We start from the raw sequence: 13,188 nt of genomic DNA on the forward strand, positions 1-13,188 counted from the left end.
TTCATGGTGATCGAACTGCTCCAGCAGGCGAAGACCGTCGACCTCCAGCGGGTCTCGCTGAACTTCGCCATGTTCCGTTCCGTTTTCGAGCGCGGGTCGAAGCTCGGCGCCGGGCCGGTGCTGCGGCTCTGGCGCTCGGTGCTCGGGTTCTTCTCCCGGTGGTGGCAGATCGAGTCGCTCTACCGGGCGAATGCGAAGTACCGCCCGATCTGGGAACCGCGTTATCTGCTCTTCGAGAAGAGCGGTGAGATTCCCCGCATCGGCATCGCCAGTGCCCGGGCCGAGGGTTTCATCACCGTACCGAGCCTTCCCGCCCTGTTCCGCCGCCGGCACGCCCGGGCTGATCAGTCGTCAACTCCCTGACCTGAGCGGCAGAAGGCCTGCGCTCCGACGGTACGCCAGATCGCCGCCACCCCACCCACCCCTCGAACGAACGGAGCCACCCCGTGCTCGCCGGACTTCTCGTCGCCACCGCCGCATCAGCCTGCTACGGCACCGGCTCGGTCCTCCAGGCCGTCGGCTCCCGCCGCGCCGCCCGGGAGGCCGCCGCCGACACCGGGCAGGTCACCGCGCACGGCGGCCCCAGCCTCGCCTCCACCGCCAAGGCCGCGCGGACCTGGGAGTTCGTCCTCGGCGCCGGACGCCGTGACCGTGCGGAACGCGCCGAAGGCCCGCTCCAGCGCGGTGGAGATCTCCCCTCCCGCCTCCTGCGACCGCTCGGTGGCCCGGGAGATCCTCGGCATGCAACGTCGTGTCGGAGGTGACCCGGGACATCAGATCCCCCGGCTCGATCCGCTCCACCTCGGTGAGCCGCAGCCGCAGCAGCCGCCCGACCAGGGTGCGCCGCGCGGACAGCACCACCGATTCCGCCGGTCCACCAGCGCCTTCGTCGCCAGCGGCTGGAGCAGCCCGCCGGCCGCGCCGACCAGCGCACAGAGCAGTCCGAGCGCGACGACCCACCGGTGCGGCCGGGCGTGCTCGTACAGCGCTCCGAGCGTCTCCCGGGCGGACAGGGGTACGGCGTCCGTCGGCGACGGGTCGGGTGCGGGGTTCACGACGTTCCTCTCCTCGCGGACTGCCGCAGCGGCAGTCCGCCACCAGCCTGGAGAGGGGACGGGTGACGGCCCATCCGGTGCGCGGCCGGACCGTCCCCGTCGGACGGCTGGTACCACCCCGCCGGTCGGTGGTCGTCGCTCCGGAGCCCGTCGTCCTGCGGAGCCTGTCGGTCCGTCAGCGCACTTCGGCAGCCTCCGCAGGAGCGGGGCGGGTGGCCGACGGGCCGCGCAACAGCCGGATGATGCCGGTCGAGCCGACGCCGTGGAGCAGGATGCTGCCGAGCACCACGAGCGTGGTGGCGTCGAGCACGCCGGTGGAGAACACCCCGTCCGGGAGGGCGTTGAAGGCGAGCAGGCCGAACACGATCGAGGTGGTGCCGCGCGGCCCGAGCGCGCCGACCAGCAGCCGCTCGCGCCAGCTGAACCGGGAGCCGAGGAAGGCGAACAGGACCGGCACGATCCGCAGGACGGTGAGCGCCGCCACGCAGAGCAGCAGCACGGGCCAGTCGATGGCCTCGCTCAGCGTGAGCACCACCGCGTTCCCGAAGAAGAACCACATCACCATGGTCATCATCGAGTTGGTGTCCTCGATGAGCTGGAAGTCCGAGGCTGCGGGTGCCGGGGCGTCGGCCGCGGGGGCCGGGGCCTCCCTTCGGCGGGCCGGTGCCTGCCGGACGTACCGGAAGGCGACACCGCAGACGAACGCGGCCACGAAGCCGTTCCCGTTCAGTGCCGAGGTCGAGGTGTAGGCGAGCAGCGGTGCGATCAGCACGATGATCCGCCGGGACTGCCCGGTCGTCCACCGGCCGCGCTCGGCCAGGTTCATCAGCCAGGCGATCAGCGCCCCCAGCAACAGGCCGACCATGAGTGCCTTCAGCGCGAACGGCACGGCCGTGCCGAGCGCCTCCATCGGCGTGCGGGTCTGGGACGTCGAGCCGGCCAGGATCAGCGCGAACAGGAAGATCGGCGACACGATCCCGTCGTTGTAACCGCTCTCCACGTTGAGCACGCTGCGCACCTTCGCCGGGATGCGCCGGTCGCGCACCAGGGTCTCGGCCGGGGCGAAGTCGGTCGGGATGATGACGCAGGCGATCAACAGCAGTACGGCGACGGGTAGTTCGGGCAGCAGCAGGCCACCCAGCAGGACCGTCGCGGCCAGGCTCAGCGGCAGGGCCACCAGCAGCGCCCGGGCGGCGGAGCCCGGATCGTGGCCGAACAGCCGCCCGCCCGGGAGTTCGGTGGCGTCGACGAACAGCAGGACGGCCAGGATGACCTCGGCCACGTGCTGGGCGACCTGGGAGTTCAGGGTGATGGCGATCTGACTGTGCGTGAACAGGCCGGTGACGACCCCCGCGAGCACCAGCACCAGCGGCGCGCGCACCTGCCACTGCTCCAGTCGCCCGGCGAGGAGCGACCAGCCGGCCACCACCGATGTGATCACGATCAGGACAGGGACCATGTGGGACTTCCGCTTCAGATCTGGTGGACGCGCAGGTGTGTGCTGCTCAGCCGCGGCGTGTTCCGGTCCGAGGCTAGCTCCACGTGATCACGGCGCGGCTCAACCCCAACAGGCGGCCCGCCCGTGGTCACTCCTCCGGCCGCCTGGGGCACCCCCGCCGACCGGCTGGAACGCACCCGCCGGGCGGACGATTCACCTCCGTACTCCTCGCCGCCGTTCTGGCGGATAGCCGTGGGGCGTCCGCCAGGGCGATCTCCGGCCGTCAGCCCGGGCGGCCGGACGGGCGTCGGCGGGGAGACCCGATCCGGCAACCCCGGGGTGTCGCTGCCCGGGCGCCGCCGGACGCCGGGTGATCTCGGACGGCTGACGCTGCGTCACAGCAGATGCGGGCCGTGGCAACGGATGACCCACCCGCGCGCTGGTCGCCGGCACCCGCCACGCCCCTGACGCGGACGGCCTGGCACGAAGCCGCACGACCTCGGCCCATTCGCAAACGGCGAGTGCCCGTTCGAGCACGATCGCCGACCACGAGATCGACATCGACTCAAGCAGTGGTCGGTTGACGCCCCCGCAGCAACACTCGCCACCGCCGATCACCGTGGAGGGCCGCGCGCACCTCGTACGGGAAGGGGCCGCAGCTACGGCGCCCACCCCGCTCGCGCCGCCGCGGGCCGGGTGAGCGCCACGCCCGGGTCAGAACCGCAGGGTCCAGCTGTCCAGGTAGCCGCTGAAGTAGCGGAAGACGTCGGTGACCCGCAGGCGCCAGGTGCCGTTGGCGGTCTCGCTGGAGGCGTCGACGGCGAAGATGCCGGTCAGGTCGGGGCTGCCGTCGGAGATCTCCTCCTGCTTGACCAGGTACACCGTGCCGTCGGGGGCGATGAGTTCGACCCGCAGGTCGCCGCTCCAGCCGTGCTTGACGTCGAGTTCGACCTCGAGCTCGGCGGGGGCCCGGCCGGAGACGCCGGTGACGGTGACGGGTGACTCGACCGGGCCGTTGTCGGTGATCAGGTCGGTGGTGTTGGTGAAGCGCGGTCCCGGCGGGCCGACGGGGGAGCTGCCGGTGTGGAGCAGCCGGTCGGCCGAGCCCTGGCCGAGGTCGTGCAGCGAGCCGGTGGTGGCGCTGCCGGTGAGGGCGGTGGCCACCTGGGCGGGGGTGGCGGTGCGGTGGGCCGCCAGGTAGAGGGCGGCGGCGCCGGCCACGTGCGGGGCGGCCATCGAGGTGCCGGACATGCTGGTTTCGCCGTCCTCCCACCAGGTGGCGGCCGAGACGATGTCCGAGCCCGGGGCGAACAGGTCCACCAGCGGGCCGTAGTTGGAGTAGGAGGCGCGCCGGTCGGCACTGGTGGTGGCGCCGACGGTGAGCGCGGTGGCGACCCGCGCGGGCGAGTGCGTGGAGGCGTCCACGCCGTCGTTGCCCGCCGCCACCGTGTAGGTGAGGCCGGTGGCGATCGAGTTCCGGACGGCGGTGTCGATCGCCTCGTCGGGATCCCCGCCGAGGCTCATGTTGACCACCGCCGGCTTCACGGCGTGCGTGGTGACCCAGTCGACGCCGGCCACGACCTGTTCGGTGGTGCCCTCGCCGGAGTCGTCGAGCACCCGGACGGCGACCACCTTGGCCTTCTTGGCCACGCCGTGGAGGGCGCCCGCCACGGTGGCCGCGACATGGGTGCCGTGCCCGTGGCCGTCCTCGGCGACGGAGTCGCCGTCGATGGCGTCGTAACCGTAGACGGCCCGGCCGCCGAAGTCGTGGTGGCCGATCATCACCCCGGTGTCGACGATGTACGCGGTCACCCCCTGGCCCGCCGTGTCCGGGTAGTCGTAGCGGTGGTCGAGCGGCAGCCGGCGGTGGTCGATCCGGTCCAGGCCCCAGGACGACGGCGCGGTCTGCGTGCTGGTCGCGTCCAGCCGCACCCTGCGGTTGGGGACCACCGTGGCGACGGCCGGGTCGGCGGCCAGCCGGCGGGCCTGCCGGGAGTCGAGCTCCACCGAGTAGCCGTGGAACGCCGCGTCGAAGCTGCGGCGCAGCTTCCCGTGGTACCGGGCCGCCAGCTCGGCACCCGAATCGGCCTTCAGCGCCCGGGACTTGAGGATCACCAGGTAACTTCCCGGGACGGTACCCGGTGCGCCGTCACCGCGCACCACCCCTTCCCGGTCGGCGGCCGTCGCCGGGGCGGCGCCGCCCGCGACGGCCAGCGCCGCGGCGAGCACCAGCGTGGCCGGGGCACGGTGGGACAGCAGGAATCTGCGGAGCATGTCTTCCCCCCTCGCTCGGCCCGCGTCGGGGTGACGCGGGCAGGCCGGGGGAGGCCGTGTCGAACAGCTGCGTGGTTCTCCCCCCACGTGTACGAGCCTGACGAAGAGTCAATCACCTGGCAAGGGGCGCCGGTTGATCCGCACCGCACTGCCGCCCGGTCCAGCCCGGGTTCCTCGGCGCCGGTCGGGTCCTCCCCCGCGGCCGGCACGGGTCGGCATACAGGAACAGCACCACGTTGGCGGTCCGCTGCTCGACGGTGCCGCGCAGCGGCGGCATCGCGATGAGTGGTGGGAGGGGCCGACGGGACCAGGTAGCGTCACTGTGTCGTCCTTCGACGTCGCTGCCCGTCCCCATGAGTCCGTAGATCCCTTCAGATCAGTACCGGGAGAATCCGTAACCGTGAGCAAGAACATCAACAACCCCGTCGGCATGGGCGGTGGCCAGCGCAAGAGGCTGTCCCGCACCGAGCGCCAGAACAACGGCCCGCACCGCAACCTCGACCGCCAGGGTGCGGCCGACCGGAAGGCGGAGCTGGTGCGCAAGATTCGCGAGAGGGAAGGCGCAGCCGAGGACACCGTCCAGGCGGACGACGGCCCCGCACAGAGCTGACGCGCTGCCGCCGTCGGGGGACGACTGGCGAACCCCGCCGGGCCGAGCCGGCGCAGCCAATGCCGGCTCAACGGCAGGCCTCGCGGACATCACCGTGCCAACGATCGGCTCGTTCACATCATGTGCTCGATCCCGCGCCGGCAACCTGCCCGGGGGCGTCGCTGAAGCCGCGGCCGACGATGGCGACCGACGTCACCTCGTCACCGGCCTTGCCCCAGGCACTGTCCTCGAGCAGGACGGTCCGCTCGCCGAGCAGCCGGTTGGTGTCCCGGTCGAAGATCCACTCGGATCGCTCGCCACCGTGGGTGCGCGCCACCGCCACCCCGTGGCGGCCGGCCGCGTCCACCGCGTCGTCGACCGTGGTCACACCGGGGATGCGGGCCGCCGCGCGGTACAGCGCGGCACTCACCTGCGGCGGCGCGACCGAGGCGCGCAGGAGGTCGCCGATGGCGACGAAGGCCTGCTGGTCCGGGCCGGTGGTGGAGCCGGAGCCGGCACCGTGGTTCAGGTTGGCGTCGGCGTAGATCTTCTTGAGAAGTGCCTCGGGGTCGGTCGGGAGAGCGGCCAGGAGCTTGTAGGTGGGCGAGTTGAGCGACCCTCCGGCCGGGGCAGGAGTCTCCTTCTGGCCCGCACTCCCCCGCTGGAGACCGGGCCGCAGGCCGTCCACCGCCGTCCACTGTTCCGGCGTGCCGGGAGACGGGCCCTGGTACAGGGACTGCAGGCTGCAGGGGTCGACGATCATCGGGTACTAGCCCTCGCCCTTCGGCAGGCCCAGGCTGAGCGGTCGTCAACTCCCTTGTCCCGGCGGCGGGAGCCGGCGCGAGCGCGACGTCGGAACGGCCCTGACGGACCACTGCCGGGCTGCGGCTGGGGTTCGTCAGGGCCGTGGGTGCTACCGCTGTGGGGGGTCAGCGCTGGAGGGTGAGGAGGCCCGGCCGGTAGGCGAGCTTCTCGTAGGGGGTGCCGGCGGGGCTGGCGGCCCGGCCCTGGTAGAGGAGTTGGAGGTTGCAGGGGTCGACGGTCATGGTCTGGTCGGGGTTGTTGCGCACCAGGTCACCGTGACTGATGTCGTCGGTCCAGGTGGCACCGCTGTTCGCCTTGCCCGCGAAGGGGGCGTTCTCGGAGCCGGCCTGCACGGTCCACGGGCCGTTGAGGCTGGAGGCGGTGAAGGACCGGAAGAAACGCTGCTCGGTGGCGCCGCGGGCCTCGACGATCATCAGGTACTGGTTCTGGCCCTGGACCTTGTAGACCTGCGGGGCCTCGAAGAGGTTCTTCACGGTGTCGGTCATGACCGTGGCGTAGGACGAGCCGAAGCTGCTCGGGAAGTTCCCGATCGGCATGGTCGCCTTGAAGATGCCGCCGGCGTCGTTGGCGAAGAAGAGGTACATGTTCTGGTCGTCGGCGATCAGCGTCGGGTCGATCGGGCCGCCGGTGGAGGTGCTGCCGGTGAACAGCGCCTGCGGAGCCGACCAGCCGTTGGGGTTGGTCGGGTCAGTGGAGGTGCGGTAGGTGAAGGCCCACTGGGTACCCCAGCCGAGCGAGGCCAGCACCCAGATGTTCTTGGGCGCGAAGTAGAACAGCTGCGGTGCCACCGCGGAGGAGTTCATCGCGGTCTGGGGGGCGCTGCCCATGTCCGACCAGTTGGTGAAGGGGCTGAAGCCCATCGAGTGCCAGTTGCCGTCGGAGTAGGTCGCGTAGACCAGGTGCTTGCCGTTGTAGGTGGTGGTGGTGAAGTCCTTCAGCGAGTACCACCCGTTGGCCGGCTGGGCCAGCGCGGCAGTCGAGGACCAGCGGTAAGTCGACGGCAGGGCACAGGAGTTGCTGCCGGTCAGACCGGTCCACTTCTGGTTGCTGCCGCCGCTGCAGTTCCACAGCTGCACCGCGGTGCCGTTGGCCGTGCCGGCGCCGGAGACGTCCAGGCACAGCCCGGACTCGATGCCGACGATGGTGCCGTCGGTGTTCACCCGCCACTGCTGGTTCGCACCACCGGTGCAGGACCAGGTCTCCACCTTGGTGCCGGCGGTGGTGGCGTGGCCGGGGACGTCGAGGCACTTGTTGCCGTAGACGGTGATCTGGTTGCCGTCGGTCAGGGTCCACTGCTGGTTGCTCGCACCGGTGCAGTCCCAGATCTGCAGGAACGTGCCGTCGGCCTGGCTGGCACCAGGCACGTCCAGGCACCTGCCGGAGCCGACACCGCGAACGGCACCGGTGCCGGCCGCCTGTGCCGGACCGGCGACGAGCATCGCACCGAGCCCCACCACGGCCGTGAGCACCATGGCCGCGAGCCTGCGACCGGAACCTTGTCGGTACATCGAGATCTCCCTTGTGGGCGGGTGGTGCTGCCACCCGGTGCTGCTGTCAGCCTCGGCGCTCCGGCAGGCGTTATGTGAGCGTTAACAATTCGGCCTGAGGTGAACGGCTGCGCGATGGCCATCACTGTGGGACCGCCTGGGAGTTGCGTCAAGATTTCCTGCACGTGAAAAGTGAGCGATCACAAGATCTTCACGCTGGCGGCCCTGGGCCCACCGGGGAGCCGTCGATGCCGGCAGCGCCCGACGGGCCGTCAGGACGTGCCCGCACGGATGAACCGGCCGGCCGTCGGACATCGGAGGTGTGCGGACCGCAGCGGAGCGGCCGCACTCTGTCAATTCCCCTCGTGAGCATGGATGTTGAGGAGCGTAGCGGCTCCGGCCCGCACCGTCGCGACTCCTTCTCCGACTCCTGAGATGGGATGTTCAGTGCGGAGGCGAACGTGCTACTTCTAGGAGTGCGCTCCGTCCACGCGCGGCTCGGCGCCCGCCGTTGCCCCGGACCAGCCACCCCTGAACGAGGACGAAATGACTGAGGCGAACCTCGTCGTGCTGTCGGCCGCTGACGCGGCCCTCGTGCTCGACACCACCGGACCGGACCTGCCCCGGGTACTGCACTGGGGCGTCGATCCCGGCCTCCGCGCCGACGACACCGCGCAGGTGCTCGACGCCATGGGCCGCTCAGCACAGCTCCAGGCCGGAAGCCTGATGCCCTCTCAGGGGCTGGGCTGGGGCTGGTTCGGACGGCCCGCCCTGGCCGGGCACCGTGACGGCCGGGTCCGCCCCCTGCGCTTCGCGATCGCCGAACCGGTCGCCGCACGGGCCGACGAAGGCCGGGGCGGCACCGTCCGGGTGCGGGCACTGGACACCGGCGCCGGGCTCGCGCTGGACACCGAGCTGGAGATGACGGGCCAGGGCGTGGTGCGGCTGCGCCACACCCTGACCAACACCGCGACGGACACCTACACCCTCGAGGCGCTGGCCTGCGTGCTGCCGGTCCCCGCCCACGCGGCGGAGCTGCTGGACTTCGCCGGCCGCTGGGCCCGCGAACGCTCCCCGCAGCGTTCGCCGTTGAGGCACGGCGTCTGGTCGCGGGAGAGCCGCCGCGGCCGCACCGGCTTCGACGCCGGGCTGCTGCTCGCCGGCACCGAAGGCTTCGGCTTCCGGCACGGCGAGGTCTGGGGCGTCCACACCGCCTGGAGCGGCAACCACGTCCAGTACGCGGAGCGCCTGGCCGACGGGACGACGGTCCTCGGTGGCGGCGAGCTGCTGGACGCCGGGGAGGTCCGGCTGGCGGAGGGTGAGTCCTACCGGACCCCGTGGGTCTACTTCGCGACCTCCGGCACGGGTCTGGACGGGATCAGCCGGAGCTTCCACGCCATGCTCCGGGCCCGGCCGCAGCATCCGGCCACCGCCCGGCCGGTCACCCTGAACATCTGGGAGGCGGTCTACTTCGACCACGCCCCCGAGCGCCTGCGCGCCTTCGCGCGGACCGCGGCGGAGGTCGGCGTGGAGCGGTTCGTGGTGGACGACGGCTGGTTCCGGCACCGCCGCCACGACCGGGCCGGCCTCGGCGACTGGTACGTCGACGAGACGGTCTGGCCCGAGGGGCTGCGCCCGTTCGCCGACCACGTCCACGCGCTCGGCATGCAGTTCGGTCTCTGGTTCGAGCCCGAGATGGTCAACCCCGACTCCGACCTGGCCCGTGCCCACCCCGACTGGTTCCTCGCCGACCCGGACCGCCTCCCGTACGAGCAGCGCGGCCAGCACGTCCTGGACGTCGCGCACCCCGACGCCTACGCCTACCTGCTGGAGCGGATCAGCACCCTGGTCGGGGAGGTGGGCATCGACTACGTCAAGTGGGACCACAACCGCGACCTGGCCGATGCCGTGCACGCCGGCCGGCCCGGCGTGCACGCCCAGACGACGGCGGTCTACCGGCTCCTGGACGAACTGCGCGGCCGTCACCCCGGTCTGGAGATCGAGTCCTGCTCCTCCGGCGGCGCGCGCGCCGACCTCGGCATCCTCGAACGCACCGACCGGATCTGGGGGTCGGACAACATCGACCCGATCGAACGCCAGGCCATCCAGCGCTGGACCGGGCTGCTGCTGCCCTACGAGCTGATCGGCTCGCACGTCGGCTCCGCCCCCGCCCACATCAGCCACCGCGACACCGCGCTCGCCTTCCGCTGTGCCACCGCCCTGTTCGGGCACGCCGGGATCGAATCGGACATCTCGACCTGGCCGAAGGACGAGCTGGAGGCCCTCACCGCGTGGGTCGGCGCGTACAAGCAGCTGCGGCCACTGCTCCACAGCGGTGACGTGGTCCGCACCGACCACCCCGACCCGGCCGCCTGGGTCCACGGTGTCGTCTCCCGGGACCGGGACCACGCCGTCTTCGCCTACGTCCAACTGGACACCTCCGTCGCGGAGAACGGCGCCCCCGTACGCCTGCCGGGGCTGGAGCCCGACACCCGCTACACCCTTCGGGTGCGCCCCGAGCTCTCCTCCCCCGAACACACCTGGCCCGCCTGGGCGAAGCGGTCCACCGCCCTCACCCTGACCGGCCGGTACCTGGCCCAGGTCGGCCTGGCCGCCCCCGGCACGGCCAACCGCCCCGGCCACGCACTGGTGGTCGAGGTCCAGGCGCAACCCCCGGCCGCTCGGAGATCGTGAACGCCCGCCGCGGCTCACCTGGCCGGGGCCGTCACAGGCCGACCGCCTGCCACTCCTGGTTGGAGCCACCGTTGGCGGGCCACTGGACGACCTTCGCCCCGTCGGCTGTGGATCCGGCCTGCACGTCCGCGCACAGTCCGCTCTTGATGTTGACGAGACGGTAGTGACCGCTGGTGGGCAGCCGGCGGTCGGCAGCGGAGACGTTCAGGTCGATGCTTGAACGGTCGTACCGCGGGCGGGCAGCGGCGCGGGCGGCTGCCAGGGCGTCGGCCGCGCCGCTGCCGTGGGGCTCAGAGCGCCGTGAACGTCCACAGCAGGTTCGAGCTGCTGTTGTAGCTCCACTGCTTGGTGACGGAGCCCGCCGCGACGTTGCCGCCGCCGTCCAGGACCAGGCCGGTGGTGCGGTTGGCGATCGAGTAGGTGTTGCTGCCGCGCGAGGTGATCCGCCACTGCTGGTTGGTGCCGCCGTTCCACGCGGCCTGCCGGGCCTCGGTGCCGGGGGTGGTGGCGCCCCAGCCGTCGGCGACCATGCCGTTGGTGCGGTTGACCAGCTTGTAGTAGCCCCCGCCCACCTCGACGGCCTGCCACTGGAGGTTGGTGCTGCCGTCCCAGCCCCACTGCTTGAGGTTGGCCCCGGAGGCGACGTTGCCGCCGCTGTCCAGGACGAGGCCGTCGGTGACGTTGGTGAGCCGGAAGTACGCCGACGGGTTGAACTGGACCTTCAGCGAGGCGATCTGGTCGTTGTTGCCGGTGGCCCTGAGGTCGGGGTTGTCGGCGGTGAAGGTCCAGGCGGTGCCGGTGAAGTCGTCTCCGGAGTAGCCGATGACCTGGTAGCCGGGGGACGGGCGGAGCGAGGAGATGCTGCGCGGGCCCAGTCCGGCCGTGGTCAGGGCGGCCGCGGTGTAGTCGCCGAGGGCCAGAGCGGCGGTGATTCCGGTGTAGTTGACGTCCGCGTAGGCGACCGCGGCGGAGGCCTGCGCCAGGGTGGGGATGGGGCCCGAGAAGGCGAGCTTCAGGACGTAGGCGTTGGCGCCGTACGGCGCCGCGGTGGAGGGCAGGGTGACCGTCAGGCCGGCGGAGCTCTGGGTGGGCGCGGGGAGGTCGATGTAGGTGCCGGCGGTGGAGCCGAGCAGCTTCACGGAGGTCAGCGAGGAGAGGTTGATCCGGTCCGCGGCGAGGGTCTTGACGGTCAGTGAACTTCCGGGCCAGCCGAGGACCGTGGCGTACAGGACGTTGCCGGCCTTGTTGCGGGTGAAGCGGATGTCCTGGGCGGTGCCGGCGTGCGGGGTGGTGAACGAGCCGCCGCCCATCTTCGTCGGGCCCTCGCCGTACGCCGTCCAGGCCCGGGTCGAGTAGATCGACTCGCCGAAGCGCTTGAGGTGGTCGCCGATGCCGAGCAGGACGTCCTTCTGCCCCTGGGGGATGGTCCCGTCGGGCGTCGGCGCGATGTTCAGCAGCACGTTGCCGTTCTTGCTGACCCGGTCGATGAACGAGTGCAGCATCTGCTGGATGCTGTAGTAGCCGATGCCCTGCGTGTAGCACCAGCTGGAGCTGGAGATGCTGTCGTCGGTCAGCCAGTACGGGCTGGTGAGGTCGGCCGGACCGCCGCGCTCGTAGTCGAAGACCTCGCCCTTGTTGTTCAGGCCGTCCTTGTAGGTGGCGACCACCTCCCGGCCCCAGGAGTTGGCCTGGTTGTAGTAGTACGACAGGAAGTTGAGGCGCTGCGTCTCGTCGACCCTGTTCAGGTCGAAGTCCTGCCAGAGGATGTCCGGCTGGGCACGGTCGACCACCTCCTTCAGCTTGTCGTACCAGAGCTGGTTCTCCGCAGCCGCACCCAGCTGCCCGTAGAGCTTCTTGAGGCTCGGGTCCGACTGCGCGGGGGCGCTCTCGTAGAAGCCGTTGAAGTTGAACGCGTGGTGCATGGCCACCAGCAGTTTGAGGTTCTTGGCGCGGATCGCCGTGGCGAACAGCTGCAGCAGGTTCAGCTTCGGGCCCTTGGCGACCGAGTTCCACTCGTTGACCTGGCTGTCCCACATCGAGAAGCCGTCGTGGTGCTCGGCGACCGGGCCGGCGTACTTGGCGCCGGCGTCGACGAACAGCTGCGCCCACTCGTCGGGGTCGAAGTTGCCGCCGGCCGACTTCAGCTTCGGCGCGAACTGCACGGTGTTGCCCGCGAGGTCCCGCGCTCCGTCGATGAAGTTGTGGTACGGCCAGGCCGACGGCTGGCCGTAGGTCGCGATGTGGTGCTTGTTGGCCGAGCTGTCGGCCTTGTACATGTTGCGCGGGTACCACTCGTTGTCGTACGCGGGAACGCTGAAGACCCCCCAGTGGAAGTAGATCCCGAACTTGGCGTCCTGGAACCACTCCGGAGCCGGCGGGTGCTGGTCGACCGAGGTCCAGTCGGGTGTGTAGGTACTCGGTGCCGCGTACGCGGCACCGACGCCGAGGCCGCCGCCGGCCATGGCTGCTGCCGCTACACCTGCGGCGACGGACAGGAACTGACGCCTTTTGAGAGAACTCGGCATGAGGAGACCCCTGAAGTGGTGGGCAGGAGAGGCACGTCGGGGCGAGGACCGTGCGACGGGCACGCCCCTGGAGCGCCGGAGGTTACGCACGAAGGTCGTCCATGTAACGCCCTGCTGTCAACGGGTGTGCAGGGATGTTTGCTGGTCATCGAGCGTGGCCTTGAGTGCATTTAGCACTATTCGCCCCATTATTTTTTCGACAGACATCGCATGTCTGTGGTGTTCCGTCGTGGGAGCCCTGGGACCGGCCGGCCGCCAACCGCTACACTCCCCGCCAGGTGGACGCACGCCCGGAGGAACG

At 71.1% G+C, this 13,188-nt stretch carries 9 protein-coding genes and 2 pseudogenes; 4 read left to right on the forward strand and 7 right to left on the reverse strand.

From position 1 onward, the window contains the following. On the forward strand, nucleotides 1-363 hold a 363-nt coding region (locus ACZ6ZR_RS34565), incomplete at its 5' end, for a phosphatidylglycerol lysyltransferase domain-containing protein (protein ID WP_465649290.1). Between the two features lie 83 nt (nucleotides 364-446). Continuing rightward, nucleotides 447-635: pseudogene (locus tag ACZ6ZR_RS34570) on the forward strand (hypothetical protein); the annotation flags it as partial. Here ACZ6ZR_RS34570 and ACZ6ZR_RS34575 read toward each other — a convergent pair. From ACZ6ZR_RS34575 to ACZ6ZR_RS34585, 3 genes and pseudogenes are all read right to left on the reverse strand, one after another. Then, nucleotides 627-1,055, reverse strand: a pseudogene (locus ACZ6ZR_RS34575) (6TM ABC transporter family protein); the annotation flags it as partial. The pseudogenes ACZ6ZR_RS34570 and ACZ6ZR_RS34575 overlap by 9 nt on opposite strands. 175 nt (nucleotides 1,056-1,230) lie before the next feature. After that, a complete protein-coding gene (locus tag ACZ6ZR_RS34580; protein ID WP_465649292.1) occupies nucleotides 1,231-2,514 on the reverse strand; it encodes a cation:proton antiporter domain-containing protein in 1,284 nt (427 codons plus the stop codon). A gap of 693 nt (nucleotides 2,515-3,207) precedes the next feature. Beyond that, nucleotides 3,208-4,767: a S8 family peptidase gene (locus tag ACZ6ZR_RS34585; protein ID WP_465649294.1), complete on the reverse strand. Its 1,560-nt coding sequence runs from the start codon at nucleotides 4,765-4,767 to the stop codon at nucleotides 3,208-3,210. 400 nt (nucleotides 4,768-5,167) lie between these two features. Here ACZ6ZR_RS34585 and ACZ6ZR_RS34590 point away from each other — a divergent pair, with 400 nt between their 5' ends. Beyond that, entirely contained in the window at nucleotides 5,168-5,377 is a 210-nt protein-coding gene (locus tag ACZ6ZR_RS34590; protein WP_465649296.1) for a DUF6243 family protein, read from the forward strand. 118 nt (nucleotides 5,378-5,495) lie between these two features. Here ACZ6ZR_RS34590 and ACZ6ZR_RS34595 read toward each other — a convergent pair whose 3' ends face one another. Further along, nucleotides 5,496-6,119 (reverse strand): CU044_5270 family protein, encoded by a 624-nt coding sequence (locus ACZ6ZR_RS34595; RefSeq protein WP_465649297.1) that lies wholly within the window; start codon nucleotides 6,117-6,119, stop codon nucleotides 5,496-5,498. Between the two features lie 166 nt (nucleotides 6,120-6,285). Continuing rightward, nucleotides 6,286-7,689, reverse strand: a complete 1,404-nt coding sequence (locus ACZ6ZR_RS34600; protein WP_465649299.1) for a non-reducing end alpha-L-arabinofuranosidase family hydrolase — start codon at nucleotides 7,687-7,689, stop codon at nucleotides 6,286-6,288. Between the two features lie 525 nt (nucleotides 7,690-8,214). Between ACZ6ZR_RS34600 and ACZ6ZR_RS34605 the strand changes: the two genes are divergently transcribed. Beyond that, nucleotides 8,215-10,362 (forward strand): alpha-galactosidase, encoded by a 2,148-nt coding sequence (locus tag ACZ6ZR_RS34605; RefSeq protein ID WP_465649301.1) that lies wholly within the window; start codon nucleotides 8,215-8,217, stop codon nucleotides 10,360-10,362. A gap of 31 nt (nucleotides 10,363-10,393) precedes the next feature. On the opposite strand, the gene ACZ6ZR_RS34610 is transcribed toward ACZ6ZR_RS34605, so the two are convergent. After that, nucleotides 10,394-10,624 carry an RICIN domain-containing protein gene (locus ACZ6ZR_RS34610; protein ID WP_465649349.1) on the reverse strand — a complete coding sequence of 77 codons (231 nt, stop codon included), beginning with the start codon at nucleotides 10,622-10,624 and terminating at the stop codon, nucleotides 10,394-10,396. A 28-nt stretch (nucleotides 10,625-10,652) separates the two neighbouring features. Further along, nucleotides 10,653-12,887 (reverse strand): alpha-L-fucosidase, encoded by a 2,235-nt coding sequence (locus tag ACZ6ZR_RS34615; protein ID WP_465649303.1) that lies wholly within the window; start codon nucleotides 12,885-12,887, stop codon nucleotides 10,653-10,655. Between the last annotated feature and the right edge of the window lie 301 nt (nucleotides 12,888-13,188).

The sequence above is a fragment of the Kitasatospora sp. NPDC088742 genome, from assembly GCF_055584905.1.